17 protein-coding genes and 1 tRNA gene are annotated in these 16,352 nt (G+C 64.3%); 8 read left to right on the plus strand and 10 right to left on the minus strand.

All coding sequences use genetic code 11. The annotated features are described in order from the left end of the window. The first annotated feature begins 112 nt into the window (after window positions 1-112). From CXY83_RS07985 to CXY83_RS07995, 3 genes are all read left to right on the plus strand, one after another. The gene (locus CXY83_RS07985; RefSeq protein ID WP_104196844.1) at window positions 113-1,594 is read left to right on the plus strand and encodes a helix-turn-helix transcriptional regulator; all 1,482 of its coding nucleotides are present in this window, start codon (window positions 113-115) and stop codon (window positions 1,592-1,594) included. Between the two features lie 281 nt (window positions 1,595-1,875). After that, the gene (locus tag CXY83_RS07990) at window positions 1,876-2,760 is read left to right on the plus strand and encodes an ATP-binding cassette domain-containing protein (RefSeq protein ID WP_206750157.1); all 885 of its coding nucleotides are present in this window, start codon (window positions 1,876-1,878) and stop codon (window positions 2,758-2,760) included. Window positions 2,761-2,962: 202 nt separating this feature from the next. Next, window positions 2,963-4,396, plus strand: a complete 1,434-nt coding sequence (locus CXY83_RS07995) for an aminobutyraldehyde dehydrogenase (protein ID WP_104196846.1) — start codon at window positions 2,963-2,965, stop codon at window positions 4,394-4,396. Between the two features lie 81 nt (window positions 4,397-4,477). Here the strand turns inward: CXY83_RS07995 and rplA are convergent, their stop codons facing one another. From rplA to CXY83_RS08030, 7 genes are all read right to left on the minus strand, one after another. Next, window positions 4,478-5,167 carry a 50S ribosomal protein L1 gene (rplA, locus tag CXY83_RS08000; RefSeq protein WP_104192468.1) on the minus strand — a complete coding sequence of 230 codons (690 nt, stop codon included), beginning with the start codon at window positions 5,165-5,167 and terminating at the stop codon, window positions 4,478-4,480. Between the two features lie 105 nt (window positions 5,168-5,272). After that, the gene (gene rplK / locus CXY83_RS08005) at window positions 5,273-5,704 is read right to left on the minus strand and encodes a 50S ribosomal protein L11 (RefSeq protein ID WP_092106326.1); all 432 of its coding nucleotides are present in this window, start codon (window positions 5,702-5,704) and stop codon (window positions 5,273-5,275) included. A gap of 123 nt (window positions 5,705-5,827) precedes the next feature. After that, entirely contained in the window at window positions 5,828-6,796 is a 969-nt protein-coding gene (nusG, locus tag CXY83_RS08010; protein WP_104196847.1) for a transcription termination/antitermination protein NusG, read from the minus strand. 103 nt (window positions 6,797-6,899) lie between these two features. Next, window positions 6,900-7,172 (minus strand): preprotein translocase subunit SecE, encoded by a 273-nt coding sequence (gene secE, locus CXY83_RS08015; protein ID WP_104196939.1) that lies wholly within the window; start codon window positions 7,170-7,172, stop codon window positions 6,900-6,902. A 40-nt stretch (window positions 7,173-7,212) separates the two neighbouring features. Further along, a tRNA-Trp gene (locus CXY83_RS08020) sits at window positions 7,213-7,285 on the minus strand. Window positions 7,286-7,576: 291 nt separating this feature from the next. After that, entirely contained in the window at window positions 7,577-9,031 is a 1,455-nt protein-coding gene (locus tag CXY83_RS08025; protein WP_104196848.1) for an NAD(P)/FAD-dependent oxidoreductase, read from the minus strand. Next, window positions 9,028-9,870 (minus strand): UbiA family prenyltransferase, encoded by an 843-nt coding sequence (locus CXY83_RS08030; RefSeq protein WP_104196849.1) that lies wholly within the window; start codon window positions 9,868-9,870, stop codon window positions 9,028-9,030. Before CXY83_RS08030 ends, CXY83_RS08025 begins: the two co-directional genes overlap by 4 nt. A gap of 155 nt (window positions 9,871-10,025) precedes the next feature. Between CXY83_RS08030 and CXY83_RS08035 the strand changes: the two genes are divergently transcribed. From CXY83_RS08035 to CXY83_RS08045, 3 genes are all read left to right on the plus strand, one after another. Next, window positions 10,026-11,228 (plus strand): pyridoxal phosphate-dependent aminotransferase, encoded by a 1,203-nt coding sequence (locus CXY83_RS08035; RefSeq protein ID WP_104196850.1) that lies wholly within the window; start codon window positions 10,026-10,028, stop codon window positions 11,226-11,228. A 79-nt stretch (window positions 11,229-11,307) separates the two neighbouring features. After that, entirely contained in the window at window positions 11,308-12,252 is a 945-nt protein-coding gene (locus tag CXY83_RS08040; RefSeq protein WP_104196851.1) for an ABC transporter ATP-binding protein, read from the plus strand. Next, window positions 12,249-13,103 carry an ABC transporter permease gene (locus tag CXY83_RS08045; RefSeq protein ID WP_104196852.1) on the plus strand — a complete coding sequence of 285 codons (855 nt, stop codon included), beginning with the start codon at window positions 12,249-12,251 and terminating at the stop codon, window positions 13,101-13,103. Before CXY83_RS08040 ends, CXY83_RS08045 begins: the two co-directional genes overlap by 4 nt. A 21-nt stretch (window positions 13,104-13,124) precedes the next feature. Here the strand turns inward: CXY83_RS08045 and CXY83_RS08050 are convergent, their stop codons facing one another. Genes CXY83_RS08050 through CXY83_RS08060 form a run of 3 tightly spaced genes read right to left on the minus strand, consistent with a single transcriptional unit; the run spans window position 13,125 to window position 15,160 of the window. Then, a complete protein-coding gene (locus tag CXY83_RS08050) occupies window positions 13,125-14,291 on the minus strand; it encodes a UDP-N-acetylmuramate dehydrogenase (protein ID WP_104196853.1) in 1,167 nt (388 codons plus the stop codon). Window positions 14,292-14,294: 3 nt separating this feature from the next. Then, the gene (locus CXY83_RS08055) at window positions 14,295-14,717 is read right to left on the minus strand and encodes a MaoC/PaaZ C-terminal domain-containing protein (RefSeq protein ID WP_104196854.1); all 423 of its coding nucleotides are present in this window, start codon (window positions 14,715-14,717) and stop codon (window positions 14,295-14,297) included. Next, a complete protein-coding gene (locus tag CXY83_RS08060) occupies window positions 14,714-15,160 on the minus strand; it encodes a MaoC family dehydratase N-terminal domain-containing protein (RefSeq protein WP_104196855.1) in 447 nt (148 codons plus the stop codon). Before CXY83_RS08060 ends, CXY83_RS08055 begins: the two co-directional genes overlap by 4 nt. Window positions 15,161-15,231: 71 nt before the next feature. On the opposite strand from CXY83_RS08060, the gene CXY83_RS08065 reads away from it, so the two are divergent. Together CXY83_RS08065 and CXY83_RS08070 are read left to right on the plus strand one after the other, a co-directional pair. Continuing rightward, window positions 15,232-15,678 (plus strand): GNAT family N-acetyltransferase, encoded by a 447-nt coding sequence (locus CXY83_RS08065; RefSeq protein ID WP_158251862.1) that lies wholly within the window; start codon window positions 15,232-15,234, stop codon window positions 15,676-15,678. Between the two features lie 104 nt (window positions 15,679-15,782). Then, a complete protein-coding gene (locus tag CXY83_RS08070) occupies window positions 15,783-16,349 on the plus strand; it encodes a HEAT repeat domain-containing protein (RefSeq protein ID WP_104196857.1) in 567 nt (188 codons plus the stop codon). Window positions 16,350-16,352 lie beyond the last annotated feature (3 nt).

A 16,352-nucleotide genomic window follows, 5' to 3' on the forward strand; every position in this document is an offset into this window, starting at 1 on the left:
TGTCTGTGCTTTTACTCTGCCCGACCGGGGCCGGGTCAAACCATAATAATTGGGCAGAAGAAACCTTGTTCTTCTGATTGTGGAAACTTTTGCGATCTGCGACACTGACGTTATGGTCCCCGCAGAAGCCCTCGCCGCGCTCTCCTCTCTCAGCAGTGATGAACCGGAACTTGACGCGCTCACGCTGGGGCGTCGTATCCGGGAGCTGCGTACCGCGCGGCGTATGACGCTCGACGCCCTCGCTGCCGCGATCGACCGCGCACCGTCGCAGGTGTCGATGATGGAGAACGGCAAGCGCGAACCGCGTCTCTCCATGCTGCGCACGATCGCCCTCGCCCTCGGCACCACCGTCGAGGATCTGATGCGAACGGATGCCCCCTCCGAGCGTGCTGCCCTGGAAATCTCGGTCGAGCGCGCCCAGCGCGGGCCGGTATTCCAGGCGCTGGGACTCCCCCGCATTCGAGTGAGCAAAGGCCAGAGCGACGAAACTCTGCAGACCATCCTGAGCCTGCACAATGAAATCGACCGGCTCAACCGCGAACGCGCCGCGACTCCGGAGGAGGCCCGACGGGCCAATTCCGCGCTGCGCCAGATCATGCGTCAGCAGGATAACTACTTTCCCGAGCTGGAGGCGCAGGCCCTCGAGCTGCTCACCGCAGTCGGGCACTCCGGCGGTCCGGTGTCGCAGCAGCTCGTCGCCGACATGGCCACCCACCTGGGTTTTTCGCTGCACTATGTGAACGATTTACCACACTCCACCCGGTCGGTCACCGACAAGCGCAACGGGCGCATCTACCTACCCACCCAGCATTCGGCATCACGAGATTCCCGCTCGCCGATCGTGCAGGCTTTCGCAAGCCACCTCTGCGCGCACGAAGAGCCAAAAAACTATGCTGAATTTCTGCGCCAACGGGTGGAGACCAACTATCTCACCGCCGCTATCCTGCTGCCAGAGCGGGACGCGGTGCGCATGCTGACCGAGGCCAAGACCCTGAGGCGCATCTCCATGGAAGACCTGCGGGACGCCTTCGCGGTCTCCTACGAGACGGCCGCTCATCGCTTCACCAACCTTGCCACGGCGCGGCTGGACATTCCCGTGCATTTCATGAAGGTGCACGAGTCCGGCACGATCATCAAGGCCTATGAGAACGACAACGTGCGATTCCCGAGCGACGCACTGGGCGCGGTCGAGGGCACCACCGTCTGCCGCAGCTGGACGGCTCGTACCGTCTTCGACGTCGAAGACCGGTTCAGCGCCTGGTATCAATACACGGACATGCCGGCCGGAAGCTTCTGGTGTACCTCCCGCATCGAGAAAGCCAAAGAGGGCGAGTACTCGGTGAGCGTTGGCGTGCCGTTCGCTCACGTGAAATGGTTTCGAGGCAGGGAGACGGCGAACCGCGCCGTTTCCCTCTGCCCCGACGAATCCTGCTGCCGCCGCGCGCCCGACAATCTGGCCGTTCGCTGGGCCGGCCAATCCTGGCCGGCCGCGCGCACCCCGACGAGCCTGCTTGCCGCGCTGCCCACCGGCACCTTTCCCGGCGTCGACCAGACCGAGGTGTACGAATTTCTTGAGGCGCACTCACCGCACTAACCTGCCCACGGAACCTACGGATGCCCATCCGCGCTCAACTCAACAAACCGGTACGTCGTCGGTAATACTTTTCGATACCATTACTATGACGTAAATAAGCGCTCTGTAAACAGTGGCCTTGTTGCGGCACCACGCACCAGAGATTGTCGGTTGGGTATGTCCTACGCGTCGCCGCTCGTCTCGACCTACTGAAATGCGAGCCGACAATGTGTGACGCTCGCAGTGTATTGCGTCATCTCAATCGTGCCGTGCACGCGGGAATCCCGTTGGTGAAACCGTGGATGAACGAGCCGCACGATCAGGTTGAACCTCCCCCGCCGGCCGAAACGACCGCGCCCATGCCATCACACTGGTTTCGCTCTGCGGCGCTGCTCGATGTGCGCGGGCTTCAGGTCTCGTCGGCGGCGCACGTGAACGCACGGCGTTTGGTGCACGGCATCTCGCTCTCCATCACCTGCGGCGAGGTCATCGGGCTGGTTGGCGATGCGTCTTCTGGAGCCCTCGAAGTCGCACAGAGCATCGCCGGCGTACTTCCTGCCCCGGCGAGTATCCGATCCGGATCGATTCTGTACAACGGCGTCGAACTGGTCGGACTGCCGCCACGATCTTCCTCTCGGCTGCACGACACCAAAATCGCGTACCTGCCGCGCAGCCCACGGGACAGCCTCGACTCGAATATGACAGTGGGAACCCAGCTGGCCGCACTGCTGCGTTCCCGCGGCGGTCTGTCGAAACCGGCCGCCTACGAACGGTCGCTGGATCTGCTGGGCCAGGCCGGTGTCGAAAATCCGGAACATACCTTTACCGCTTACGCGCGCGATGTGTCGGCGATCCTGGCACGGCGCGTGCACATTGCCCATGCCCTCGCCGGCAGCCCGAAGCTGCTGGTGGCCGACGACCCGACCGACACCCTGAACGCATCTGACAGCTTCGACATTCTTGAGCTCTTGGGTCAGTTGCAGCGCAAACACAAGTTGACGATGATCATCGTGACACGCTCGGTGCAGGTGGCGGCCCAGATCTGCCATCGTGTTGCTGTGGTGCGTACCGGTGCGATTGTTGAATACGCGTCGGTCGCCGACCTGTGTGGCTCCCCCAAGCATCCGTACACCCGCGCGATGCTCCACGCGTCCGAGAATGAGTCGCTGGGGAGCCCGGCCTTGTAGGTTCGGCGCATGCAGGCGGCTTCGTGCTGAAAACGGATGCCCCGCACAGCACCCTCGTGCAGGCCTGCCCGGGCGTCGGTTCGATCGATCGCCCGCCCCGCGTGGCTCGGTGGATTCAAGATTCGATTTCGAATGATGTGCGATATCGTCACGATAGGGCAGCGCCGCCCATACCGTCTCCTCGGCTTTTCGAAAGGACCACATGTCTATCCGTGAACTCCGCAACTTCGTCAACGGGGACTACACGTCGTCCTCGGCCAGTGAACAATTAGACATCATCAACCCGGCCACCGAGGAGGTGTTTGCGCGCACCCCCATCTCGACCGAGGGCGACGTAGCCGGTGCCTACAAAGCCGCCGCCACCGCATTCGAAACCTGGGGCCAGACCACCCCGAGCGAACGCCAGCTCGCCCTGCTGGGGTTCGCGAACGCGCTCGAGTCGCGGGCCGAGGAACTCGCCGACGCCGAGTGCGAGAACACCGGCAAGCCGCGCGCCGGCATCGTGGGCGACGAGGTCGAGGTCATGATCGACCAGGTGCGCTTCTTTGCCGGGGCTGCCCGCTTGCTCGAAGGCAAAGCCGCCGGCGAGTACCTGAAAGACCACACGTCCTTTGTGCGGCGCGAGCCGATCGGCGTCGTCGGCCAGGTCACTCCGTGGAATTACCCGATGATGATGGCCATCTGGAAAATCGCTCCGGCCCTCGCCGCCGGCAATACCGTTGTGCTCAAACCGAGCGATTCGACCCCGGTTTCCACCCTGATGCTGGCCGAGATTGCCTCCGAATTTCTGCCTGCCGGTACCTTCAACGTCGTTACCGGAAACCGCGACACGGGTCGCGCCCTTGTCGCCAACCGCACCCCGCAGCTCGTCTCGATCACCGGTTCGGTGCGCGCCGGCATGGAGGTCGCCGGCACCGCCGCCCTCGATCTCAAGCGAGTACACCTCGAGCTCGGTGGCAAAGCGCCCGTCATCGTGTTCAACGACGCGGATATTCAGCAGGCCGTTGAGGGCATCGCCGCCGCCGCGTTCTATAACGGCGGCCAGGATTGCACCGCGGCTACCCGCGTGCTCGTGCAGGAGGGCATCCACGACGAGTTCGTCGCCGCCCTCGCCGCCTATGCCAAGGACAACGCCCGCACGGGCGCCCCGCTCGATGAGGGCATCCTGTTCGGTGCCCTTTCGAGTGCCGAGCAGCTCGCTCGGGTCGAGGGTGTCATCTCCCGTCTGCCCGACCACGCTACCCTCGCACTCGGCGGCCACCGCCAGGGCACCACGGGCTACTTTCACGCAGCCACGATCGTCGCCGACCTGCTGCAAAGCGACGAGGCCGTGCAGAACGAGATCTTCGGCCCGGTCATCACCGCGCAGAAGTTCAGTGATGAAGCCCAGGCGCTATCCTGGGCCAACGACGTGGAATACGGCCTCGCCTCATCGGTGTGGACTTCGAACCACGGTGTCGCGATGCGCATGGCCAAAAACCTCGACTTCGGCTGTGTCTGGATCAACACGCACCTCCCCCTCGTAGCGGAGATGCCGCACGGCGGCTTCAAACACTCCGGCTATGGCAAGGACCTCTCCCTGTACGGCCTCGAGGACTACACCCGTATCAAGCACGTCATGAGCTACATCGGCTAGCGGCATCCGTTAAAAGAAGCAGGGCCCGTCCGAAGACGGGCCCTGCTTCTTGCTCGAGCGAATGCTCAGATTCTTTGAGCCTTAGATGCTGTTGACGTCGAGCTGGATGCCAGGACCGAAGGTGGTCGAGACGACGCCCTTCGTGATGTAACGGCCCTTGGACGAGCTCGGCTTGAGACGGACAACTTCTTCGAGCGCGGCGGAGATATTCTCATTCAACTGCTCAACCGAGAAAGAGGCCTTGCCGACGACGAAGTGCACGTTGGAGTGCTTGTCGACGCGGAATTCGATCTTTCCGCCCTTGATGTCGGAAACGGCCTTGGCGACGTCGGGCGTCACGGTTCCGGTCTTCGGGTTGGGCATGAGACCACGCGGGCCGAGCACCTTTCCGAGACGACCGACCTTACCCATGAGCTCGGGGGTCGAGACGGCCGAGTCGAACGAGGTGTAGCCAGCGGCTACCTTCTCGATGAGCTCGTCGCCACCAACCTCGTCGGCGCCGGCTGCGATCGCGGCTTCGGCGGCAGGGCCGGTTGCGAAGACGATGACGCGGGCGGTGCGGCCGGTGCCGTGCGGGAGGATGACGGTTCCACGAACCATCTGGTCGGCCTTGCGAGGATCGACGCCGAGGCGGAGGGCGACCTCAACCGTGGAGTTGAACTTTGCGGAGCCGGTCTCCTTGGCGAGGGCTACGGCCTCGGCCGGGGTGAAGACGTTGTCTTCGCCGATTTTGGCGGCGGAGGCGCGGTACGCCTTTGACTTGGTTGCCATGTGAAATCTCCTGTATGTACTTCAGAGTGTGGTGCGAGCCTGGCAGGCTCTTCCACTAATTGCTAAGGGTGCACAGGCGCCGCGAGGCGCTGATGTGGGGTGTGCTTACGCGCTGACCGTGATGCCCATGGACCGGGCGGTTCCGGCGATGATCTTCGCGGCGGCGTCGATGTCGTTGGCGTTGAGGTCAACCATCTTCGCTTCAGCAATCTCGCGGACCTGGGCCTGGGTGAGGTTGGCAACCTTGACGGTGTGCGGGGTTCCGCTGCCCTTGGCGACGCCGGCGGCCTTCTTGATGAGCTCCGCTGCGGGCGGGGTCTTCAGGATGAACGTGAATGAGCGGTCGTCATAGACGGTGATCTCAACGGGGATGACGTTGCCGCGCTGAGCTTCGGTCGCCGCGTTATAGGCCTTGCAGAACTCCATGATGTTAACGCCGTGCTGACCCAGTGCCGGCCCAATGGGCGGTGCGGGGTTGGCTGCGCCGGCCTTGATCTGAAGTTTGATCAGACCTGTAACCTTCTTCTTCGGTGCCATTGTGTTGTCCTTCGTATTGATGTGCGAGCAGCCCGGGGGCCGCTCTCCCGGTGGCCCGGATGGGCCCCGGTGGTTTTGGGAAACCAGCGTGGATGACCCTGGCGGGGCATCCGTTCTGATTGGTTAGAGCTTGGTGACTTGGTCGAAGCTGAGCTCGACCGGGGTCTCGCGCTCGAACAGGGAGACGAGCACGATGAGCTTGCCGCTCTCCGGCTTGATCTCGCTGATCGAACCGGGCAGGCCCGCGAACGAACCTTCCTTGATCGTGATGGTCTCGCCGATTTCGTAGTCGACCTCGGCCGCGATGACGCGCTGCGCCGACTTTCCGGGGGCGCCGCCAGCCTTGGTCGGGGCTTCGACAATCTCCACGAGTCCCTTGAGCATGCCAAAGGCCTCTTCGAAGCGCAGCGGCGTGGGGTTGTGGGCGTTGCCGACGAAGCCGGTCACACCGGGGGTGTGGCGAACAACCGACCAGCTGTCCTCGTCGAGGTCCATACGCACGAGCACGTAGCCCGGGATGCGCACGCGGGTGACCATCTTGCGCTGGCCGTTCTTGATCTCGACGACGTCTTCCATGGGAACTTCGCACTGGTAGATGAAGTCTTCCATCGCCATGGACTGCTTGCGGTTTTCAATGTTCGACTTGACCCGACGTTCAAATCCGGCGTAGGAGTGAATGACGTACCACTTGCCCGGCAGAAAACGAAGTTCCTTGCGGAAGGCCTCATACGGGTCGATCGAGGCGTCGGCATCTGCTTCGGTCTCGACACCAGCATCGGCCGTGACGAGCTCGTCTTCGTCTTCGACGGCTTCGACGGAGGCCTCGGCCTCTTCGGCCGAGTCGATGTCGAGGGCGTCATCGACGATGGCATCAGCTTCGGGGTCGGGGGATCCGGCGAGGGCGTCGAGTGCGGCATCGAGATTGATCTCGACATCGTCGCTTTCGTCGACGACGTGCAAGGCGGCCTGCTCGGCAGCTTCTACGGAGTCTTCGTCGGCGGCAAGGGTGTTGCCCTCCTGTGCCTCGTCTTCTTCAGAGGACTGCTCGGCGGCAGTGGCCCAGTCGACATCGTCGTGCTTCGTCTCAGTCACTAAATCTCAATCCCTAATTTGTTCTACGTGTGCAAGTTGTCTGGACACGTTTCCATGCCGATAATGCAGGCGTTCCGCCAAAGCGGATGCCGGTGGGGCTCTCTTAACCCGGCGTTCCGAACACGTAGAGAACGGCAAGCCCGAAGATCCAGTCGAAAGCCGAGACGATAGCCATCATGATAATCACGAAGACGAGTACGACGCCGGTGTAGTTCAGCAACTCTTTACGAGTCGGAGTGACGACCTTGCGCAACTCGGCGAAAACCTGCTTGATAAACAGAGACAACCGAGCGAAAGGACCGCGATTGGAGTCGCGGGCAATTCGGGCGTTCGCGACGACTTCCTCACTAGGTTCGTCGACAACTTTTCGGGCCACCTGTTTCACCTCTCATGATCGGAAGAATTCTACCGATGTGCAGGGCGGACAGGACTCGAACCTGCAACCTGCGGTTTTGGAGACCGCTGCTCTACCAATTGAGCCACCACCCTATGGAAGCAAACCCGCAAAGCCGCCTGAACTTCAACCACGTAGGAACACGTGGAAAAAGGCGCAGAAAAGCATGGCGAATTCAACTACCGGAACCAGTCTAGGTCACGGACCGGCCACTGTAAAGCTGAGGCGAACAAGCCCAAGGGGCGAGCTGCCGCTTCCCGGTCAGCTTGGCACACGAACCCTTGAGCGCGCACCTTGTGAAAACGTGAGTCCTCATCGATTGATCCGGTTCCACCCGACCCGTCGGGTTTTATCTTCTCAGGTGAACGCGGAGCCAGCAGCTGGGATCAGGAAGCATCGAGGCGGCCGATCAGCTTGTGCATCGCGGTCATAGCGCCGCCGAGCACGGCCGGGATACCGCCGCCGGGGTGCACCGACGCGCCCACCCGCCACAGCCACGGACGTGCGCGGCTCGTGTAGCCGGGGCGATGGAATGGCCCACTCTGCCAGAGCGGGTGGGTTGCGCCGTAGAGTGCTCCATCGGCGGAACCCCAGCCGCCGAAATACTGCGGATCGAACACGACATGGTCGCGAAACAGCTCGCTGATCGGCCGGTCCAGGCCCACGGCGGCGCTCACCCGAGCCACCTCACGCGCCACCCACGGGCTGTCGAGGTCGTAGTGGCGACCATCGGCGGGCGCGGTGAGAAGTACAGCCACGGTGGCCCGGTCGTTGGGGTAGACCTCGTGCGGCCGATAGTAGTTCAGGAATGCCATCGTCTGCTCCGGTACGAGTCCGGCATCGAGGCTGCGGTGCAGGGCGGCCGGGTCGTCGGGAAGCACAACGGAGTGCGTGGCCGTGCCCTCCGGCAGCGGCGTCTCGAGCGCCGCATAGATGGCCACCCCCGAGCACGAGCGCGGCCGCGCCCGTGCCGGTGGCGCGCCGAGCAGGCCGTCGAGCACCACGCTGTCGAGCCCGCTCACGATCACGTCGGCCGGGTACGTCGCCGATGCCGTGGTCACGAAACCTTTCGTCACGGAGGTAACGGGCTCGCCGGTGTGCACATGCGCGCCCGCATGCACCGCCAGGCGGTGCAACGCGAGTGGCAGCTCGTTCACTCCGCCCTCGGGAACCCACACGCCGTCCCTGGCCATAATGGCCGGCATGCTCGCGTACAGGGCGAGAGTCTGCCGGGGAGAGACGCCCGCGTTGAGGGTGTGGATGGCGATGACCTCCCGCAGGCCATCGGGCATCCAGCTCAGGCCGTCAAGAAAGCTGCGCGTGGTCAGGCGGGTGCCATACAGGCGGAACACGCTGCGCACGGCCGGCAGTGACGCCGGATCCAACGGGTCGGCGGTGAGCATGCTCGTGAGCTGGGGCCCGAGGCCACCGTGTTCGCGTTCGAAACGGGTCCAGGCCGCGTACCAGGGATGCCCGGCCGGCACCGGCAGGGTGGCTGCTTCTCCCCGGTAGAAGTACCGGCCCACTTCGGGCAGCCTGTGCAGCGTGACCCCGGCCACCGCGGCGGCCTCCGAGGGAGCAGACCGGCGGGCACCGAGCGCGTCGTAACGAGCGAGCAGTTCCTCCCAGACCCGGGGGAACGTGACCAGTGCCGGTCCGGTGTCCACCCGCTGCCCGTCAATCTCGAGGCGCCTGCTCTTGCCACCGATCCAGTCGGATCCTTCCAGTACGGTCACCGAATGGCCGGCGCGGGCTAACAGTGCGGCGGCCGTGAGCCCACCGATGCCCGCGCCGAGCACGATTATGCGCCGTGGGGACGTATTCAGGCGTGATCGGGTCATGGATAGCCTCCCAGCAACATGGCTGCCACGATTTGGGCCCCCGCTACGGAACCGGCAACGTAGGGGAACACGATCGAGTATCGATACAGTCGGCGGGCCGTTGCCGGTGTGGGGCTGCGCCCCAGTGAAATTACCAGCCAGCCGGCGATGAGGGCATTCACCGCGGCGACCGGCCAACTGATCAGCGCGAATCCCACGGTGGACAGAGCCCACCACACGCCGCTCCACAGCGTAGCGCCGCGCGCACCGAGATGGACGGCAGTGGTCTGAATTCCGGCGGCGCGGTCCTCGTCGATATCCTGCACCGCGTCGTAGGTGTGCTTGGCCACGCTCCACGCCATCAGCCCGATAGCCGCCGACCAGACCGGCGACGCGCCGAGGGCCAGGGGTACGAAGATCAGCGGGAAAGCGTAGGCGGCGTTGCTGAGCGAGTCAAGGTAGCGCCGGGCCTTGAAACGTAGCGGGGGTGCCGAGTAGAAAATGAAGATCACCGTGTATGCGGTAATCCAGGCGAGCGCGGCCGCCGGCAGCGTGATGAGAAAATATGCCAGGAACGGCGCGTTGGTCAGCACGACCGCGAGCACAATACTGCGAGTTTCCGAGCCGAGGATACGAGCCCCCTCGAGGCCGCCCTTGCGGGCGTTCCGGGCATCCGTTTCCTGGTCGAAGATATCGTTCACGCCGTAGATCAGCAGGTTGAACGGCAGGGTCGCCCAGAGCAGCAGCGGGATGATGTCCCAGCGCCACAAATCCCCGATCAACCACATGCCGATGACGGTCGTTCCGATGGTGTTGACCCACAGCACCGGTCGAGAGATCTGAACCAGACGGGTGATCATTTGATCACTCTATTCCTGCGGGAGAGTCAATTTTTACGGGCATCTCATGGCTCAGCCGGCGCGCGGCCGATCTTCGTCACCGAGTCTGGCACGAGCGCTGGCTCGGCCGGGGGCTTTGCTAGCTTGCGCGCGGGTCGGGTAGCTAAACTCAACACGTGGATCACGAACTCAAGCGAATTTCAACTCGGATCGGTTCTATTGCCGAGTCAGCGACCCTCAAGGTTGACGGCAAGGCCAAGGCGCTGCAGGCAGCCGGAAGGCCGGTGATCAGCTTCGCGGCGGGGGAACCCGATTTTCAGACGCCTGAGCACATCGTGGAGGCGGCGCTGACCGCCGTTCGCGACCCGAGGAACTATCGATACACCCCAGCGGCTGGTCTGCCTGAGCTGCGCGAGGCCATCGCGGCCAAGACACTGCGTGACAGCAGCCTGGTGGTCTCGCCAAACCAGGTCGTCGTCACCAACGGTGGCAAGCAAGCCGTTTACCAAGCCTTCGCGACCCTGCTCGATCCCGGTGACGAGGTCATCGTGCCGACCCCGTATTGGACCACTTACCCCGAAGCGATCCGCCTCGCCGGCGGCGTGCAGGTCGACGTCTTCGCCGGCAGTGATCAGGGCTACCTCGTGACCGTTGAGCAGCTCGAAGCCGCACGCACCCCGCGAACCAAGGTGCTGCTGTTCGTTTCACCGTCCAACCCCACCGGTGCCGTCTATTCGCTGGAGCAGACCCGTGCCATCGGCCAGTGGGCCGAAGACAACGGCCTCTGGGTCATCTCCGATGAGATCTATCAGAACCTCACGTACGACGGGGTTCGTGCCGTTTCGATTGTCGAGGCCGTTCCGGCGCTCGCCGACCGCACCATCCTGGTCAACGGTGTCGCAAAAACGTATGCGATGACCGGCTGGCGACTCGGCTGGATGGTCGGCCCCGCCGACGCCATGAAGGCGGCAGCAAACCTGCAGTCCCACCTCTCTTCGAACGTGTCGAACATCTCGCAGCGCGCGGGAATCGCAGCGCTGAACGGCCCGCAGGACGCCGCCGAGGCCATGCGGGTCGCCTTTGACCGCCGCCGCAAGTTGATCATCGCCGAGCTGAACCAGATCCCCGGCGTCGTGACGCCCACCCCGCAGGGCGCGTTCTACGTCTACCCCGACGTGACCGGCCTGCTCGGCCGTCAGTGGGGCGGTGTGACCCCAACGACGTCTCTCGAACTGGCCGACCTCATTCTCGATCAGGCCGAGGTGGCCGCAGTTCCGGGTGAAGCTTTCGGGCCGAGTGGATTCCTGCGCATGTCATACGCCCTCGGTGATGACGTCTTGCTCGAGGGTGTGCAACGCCTGCAGCGCCTGTTCGCCTAGTGCGGCATCCTCCGCTGCTGGATGAGGGAGACGATCACCGGAGGTGGTGCGGAGAGCGCGGGAGTGGGACTCTGGACCTATGACACCCACTCCCCCGGCTGTGCAGGTGCGCGACCTGCAGAAATCGTATGGCAGCGTCGAGGCGGTGCGCGGCGTGAGTTTCTCGATCGCGGCCGGTGAGACCTTCGCCCTGCTCGGCCCGAATGGCGCCGGCAAGAGCACGACGATCGAGATTCTCGAGGGCTATCGTGACCGTTCCGGTGGCGAGGTGAGCGTGCTGGGCACTGATCCGCACCGCGGCGGCCTGGAGTGGAAGGCCCGCCTCGGCATTGTGTTGCAGACCAGCAACGAGAGCGGCAATGCCACCGTGACCGAGCAGCTGCGCCACTTCGCCGGGTTCTATCCTCATCCGCGCGACGTCGACGAGGTCATCGACGCGGCGGGCCTGCGTGAGAAAGCTAAAACCCGCGTCAGCAAGCTTTCCGGCGGGCAGCGTCGCCGAGTGGATGTCGCCCTCGGCATTATCGGACGCCCCGAGTTGTTGTTTCTCGACGAACCAACCACCGGCTTCGACCCCGAGGCCCGGCATCAGTTTTGGCACCTGATTCGCGGGCTCAAAGCGGAGGGCACCACCATTCTGCTGACGACCCACTACCTCGACGAGGCCGCGCAACTCGGCGACCGAGCTGGAATCATCGCCGGTGGCCAGCTCATCGACATCGGCCCGCTCGACAAAATCGGCGGAGCGGATGCCCGCGTTCCGGTCGTGCGCTGGCGTGACGGCAACGGACTGGTACGCGAAGAGCGTACGAGCCGCCCGGCGCAGGTCGTGGCCGAACTCGTCCGCAGCTTGAACGGCGCCGAGCCCGAGGATCTCGAGGTGATCCGGCCCAGTCTCGAAGATGTGTACCTGTCGCTCGTGCGTGGGCACGAGGCAATTCCGGCTGGGAACGGGGCTGCAGCATCAACCAATGACGGCCGGCCGGAGCCGAGCCGACGCACCTATAAGGACGTACGAGCATGAGCGCCACGGTTGCGGTCGCCCGCCCGCAGAACAAGGCTCCGGGCACGCTCGCGCTCGGCCTGTCCCGCATCGGCTATGAAACACGCCTGTACTTTCGCTCCCCCGATACCCTGTTGTTCACGTTCTTTTTTCCCTTCATCATGCTGGGCATTTTCACCGCCGCGTTCAGCTCCTCCGGCAATATCGGTGCGAATCCCGACGGCACCGGCGGCGTCAGCGTGGGTACCTACTATCTGCCCGGCATGCTGGCCGCCGGCATGCTTCTCTCCGGTGTGCAGAACCTCGCCGTCGATATCGCCGGCGAGAAAAGCGACGGCACCCTCAAACGCCTCGGCGGCACCCCGCTCTCCCCGCTGAGCTATTTTCTGGGCAAGATCGGGCAGGTCTTCGTCACCGCGATTCTTCAGGCCGGCCTCCTGCTGCTCGTGGCGCGGCTTGTACTCGATATCGCGCTACCGACTGAGCCGGAAAAGTGGGCAACTTTTGCCTGGGTGTTCGTGTTCGGTGTGATCACGAGCGCGTTTCTCGGCATAGCGCTCTCGGCGGTACCTCGGTCGGGGCGCAGTGCCACGGCCGTAGTGGCTCCCGTGGTGCTCGTGCTGCAATTCATCTCGGGCGTCTACCTGCAGTTCACAACGCTGCCGGAGTGGATGCAGAACCTGGCGAGCATCTTTCCGCTCAAATGGATGGCGCAGGGCATGCGTTCGGTCTTTCTTCCGGAAAGCTTCGCGGCTGCCGAGCAAAGCGGTACCTGGGATTTGCCCTGGGTGGCCGGCGCCCTCGGCATCTGGCTGGTGCTGGGGCTCGTGCTGAGCCGGGTGACGTTTCGTTGGATTCGGCGCGACGCGTGAGCCTGGCCTGACGCCCGGGCGCTAGAGCGTCAGCCCCACCAGCACCGGCTCGGGCTGCAGGTTCACCCCGAACTCCGCCTGCACCCGGCCGAGCACGTACCGGGCCAGTTCGGCGACTTCCTCAGCGGTAGCCCCGCCGGTATTCGTCAAGGCCAGGGTGTGTTTGCTCGACACAGCCGCTCTCGATCCCGGCAGGCGAAAGCCGCGGCTGACCCCGGCGTGTTCGATCAACCACGCGGCGCTGAGCTTGACCATACGCACGGGTTCCTCACCGGGGACAGGTCCGACCCCCGTATATTCCTCAAGCGGAATAACACGATCAGCCGGCTCCGCGGCAAGCGGCCAGCGCGGCGCATCCGCCGGCAGCGAGCGGGCAAATGCCTCGGTCACGATCGGGTTGGTGAAGAACGAACCGGCGCTGAAGGTGTCGGGGTCGCTCGGGTCGAGCACCATTCCCTTGTCGGCCCGCAGCCCGAGAACAGTGGCGCGCACAATCTGCAGCGGCACCCGGTCGCCGAGCTGAACACCGAGGGCCCCGGCGAGTTGGGCGTACTTCAACGGTTGACCGAGGGCGCTTCCCAAAACGGATGCCTCGGCCGCGGTGTCATGCAGCTTCAGCTCGATCGCGAGCACGACGCCGCGCAGCCCCTGTTTGAGCGCGGAGGTGCGGTAGCCGAGGCCCAGATCGGCATGCTCGAGTCGTTCGACCTCGCCGGTTTCATAAGAGAGAAAATCGATGGCGACGAGGCTGTCCGCAAGCTCCTGACCGTAGGCGCCAATGTTCTGCACCGGGGCGGCACCGCACGATCCGGGAATGCCCGACAGCGCCTCGATGCCGGACCAGCCGCGATCCACGCTGTAGGCGACGAGGTCGTCCCACGGTTCGCCGGCCTGTACGCGCAGTCGCACCCCACCGGTCGGCCCGGTGACGGCATCCGCTTCGCTGGTGGTTTCACTGCGGAGCACTTCGATACCGCGCGTCACCACGTGGATGACGATGCCGTCGAAGCCTTCGTCAGCGACGACGGTGTTGGAGCCGCCGCCGAGCAGCAACCAGTTCTCAGCCATGCCCCAGACCACGAGGGTCTCGTTGATGAGGTCATGCTCCGTGACCGGTGCCACCCGTGCAACTGGTGGCCCACCGATTTGAAAGGTGGTGAGGGTGCTGAGCGCGACGGGTTCGATCATGTTTCAGGCCAGGTTGACGCGCGCCTGCGCCTTGCCGAGAACCGTTGCACCGTTGAACGTCACGGTCAGGTCAATGCGGGCGATGAGGGCTTCGGGGTCGACGGCGCCGACCTTGGCGACGACCGCCACGGTTGCGCCAGCAGTGGCGTCGACGAAGACCGGGCGGGTAAACCGCACCTGGTAGTCGAGAACCCGGGCCGGGTCGCCCGCCCAGTCGACGACGGGTTGCACGGCCAGCCCCATAGTGAGCATGCCGTGGGCGAGCACACCCGACAATCCCACCGACTGCGCGACATCATCGCGGTAGTGAATGGGATTGAAATCACCGGATGCCCCGGCATAGCGCACGAGAGAATCGCGCGTCAGGGCGAAACTCGCCTCGGCGACGACGTCGCCGACCGTGAGGTCGGTCACAGCGGGGATCATTCGTCTCCCCTGACGACGAGGGTGGAGATGGCGGTGACGACGTGGGCGCCCGCGGCGTCGACGATGGTGGACTCGGCGGTCACCATCGAGTGGCCACCGAGGCTCTTGATGCTCGTCACCGCGAGAGTTGCCGTGAGCTCATCGCCGGCGATGATCGGCCGGGTATAGCTGAAGCGTTGGTCACCGTGCACGACGCGGGTGAAGTCGATGCCGCCATCCGGTTCGGCCAGAAGTTGGGCCAGGGTGGCCTCCTGCACGACCACGGCAAAGGTGGGCGGGGCGACGAGGTCGTGGTGGCCGGCCGCGCGGGCCGCTTCGGGATCGTGGTTGATCGGGTTGGTCGCGAACACGGCGCGGGAGAATTCGCGCACCTTTTCACGACCGACTAGATACGGGGCGACCGGCGGAAAGACCCGCCCCTGCAACTCTGGGTTCACTGACACCCATCGAGTCTACTCAGAGAGCTCCCGCCGATTGTCAGGAGCGCACCGGGACAAGGCGCACACTATTAAGCGTGAAATGTGTATCCGTGCGCTTCGGTGACCCCGCAGTAGCCCCTCTTCTGCTTGACCTGCACCGTGAATACGAAACCCGATACGGCGATGGCGATTCTGTGCACGACGTTGATGGGGCCGAGTTTGATCCGCCCGGCGGAGGATTTCTCGTGCTCGTCGACGGTGACACCACGGTCGCCGGCGGCGGCCTCCGCCAGTACGACGCCACCACCGCCGAGGTCAAGCGCATGTGGACCAACCCCGATTATCGCCGCCAGGGCCACGCGAAGACGATTCTGCGCGAGCTGGAATCCCTCGCCCGAGATCTCGGCTACGAGCGGATGCGTTTGGAAACCGGCTACGCGCAGCCCGAAGCACTCGCCCTCTACCGCAGTCTCGGTTTCGTCGACATCGGCAACTACGGCATTTACGAGCAGGCCTCCGGTTTCGAGCTGCTCCTCTCCTAATAGCTCGCGACAGCGCAAAAAGTGCCTGTTTGACACTCGTAATCGGGCACTTTTTGCGCTCTCGCGGGCTGGAAACTGCGGAGGGGAGGTAGCGTTAGAGGGCTATGCAAAACAAATTGATTCCGCACCCCGACCTTCCGATCGATCTGCCGACCGATGAGCGCATTCGCGCCGCCGTCGTGCACTACGGCGAGAACGTCGTCATCGACAATGCCGTGGCCCTGTTGCGCGCCAAGAACGCCGGAAAAGACTTTCTGCTTTACGCCGGCGGACGCCACGCGCTCGGTATCCTCGAGGGTGCACCCGCCCTGTACTGGCCCGAACTGTGGGGCGCCCGCGCGCTGCTGCACGTCTGGGGAGAGCAGGCCGCGCCGTACATCGTCGTCGGTCTGAACAATCAGGCGTGGCGCGTGCGCGAAATGTGCGCCAAGGTTGTGCTGCTGCGCGGCCTGCAGGTGGTACCCAAGCTCGTGCGTCTCACGACCGACGAGAACCCGCGCGTGCGTTCCGCCGCGCTGCACGCCCTCGCCGACCAGGGCACCGCCGACAACATCGCGACGATCGAGGTGCGCCTGCGCGACTCCGACAAGGAGGTGCGCCGCGCCGCCCAGCAGGCCCGCGACGCCATTCGCTCCCGTCTCGACCTGACCGAGGCCGAAACCGAGGCCTAACCC

It is taken from the genome of Cryobacterium sp. M15, assembly GCF_002929675.1.
GTDB lineage: Bacteria > Actinomycetota > Actinomycetes > Actinomycetales > Microbacteriaceae > Cryobacterium > Cryobacterium lyxosi.

What these genes read in the sequence shown, in the direction of transcription:
- CXY83_RS07985 (WP_104196844.1), top strand. Translation starts at nt 113, where the DNA reads ATGGTCCCCGCAGAAGCCCTCGCCGCGCTCTCCTCTCTCAGCAGTGAT.
- CXY83_RS08040 (WP_104196851.1), top strand. Translation starts at nt 11,308, where the DNA reads ATGACACCCACTCCCCCGGCTGTGCAGGTGCGCGACCTGCAGAAATCG.
- CXY83_RS08025 (WP_104196848.1), bottom strand. Translation starts at nt 9,031, where the DNA reads ATGACCCGATCACGCCTGAATACGTCCCCACGGCGCATAATCGTGCTC.
- CXY83_RS08045 (WP_104196852.1), top strand. Translation starts at nt 12,249, where the DNA reads ATGAGCGCCACGGTTGCGGTCGCCCGCCCGCAGAACAAGGCTCCGGGC.
- CXY83_RS08070 (WP_104196857.1), top strand. Translation starts at nt 15,783, where the DNA reads ATGCAAAACAAATTGATTCCGCACCCCGACCTTCCGATCGATCTGCCG.
- CXY83_RS08050 (WP_104196853.1), bottom strand. Translation starts at nt 14,291, where the DNA reads ATGATCGAACCCGTCGCGCTCAGCACCCTCACCACCTTTCAAATCGGT.
- rplA (WP_104192468.1), bottom strand. Translation starts at nt 5,167, where the DNA reads ATGGCAACCAAGTCAAAGGCGTACCGCGCCTCCGCCGCCAAAATCGGC.
- CXY83_RS08055 (WP_104196854.1), bottom strand. Translation starts at nt 14,717, where the DNA reads ATGATCCCCGCTGTGACCGACCTCACGGTCGGCGACGTCGTCGCCGAG.
- CXY83_RS07990 (WP_206750157.1), top strand. Translation starts at nt 1,876, where the DNA reads ATGAACGAGCCGCACGATCAGGTTGAACCTCCCCCGCCGGCCGAAACG.
- rplK (WP_092106326.1), bottom strand. Translation starts at nt 5,704, where the DNA reads ATGGCACCGAAGAAGAAGGTTACAGGTCTGATCAAACTTCAGATCAAG.
- CXY83_RS07995 (WP_104196846.1), top strand. Translation starts at nt 2,963, where the DNA reads ATGTCTATCCGTGAACTCCGCAACTTCGTCAACGGGGACTACACGTCG.
- CXY83_RS08030 (WP_104196849.1), bottom strand. Translation starts at nt 9,870, where the DNA reads ATGATCACCCGTCTGGTTCAGATCTCTCGACCGGTGCTGTGGGTCAAC.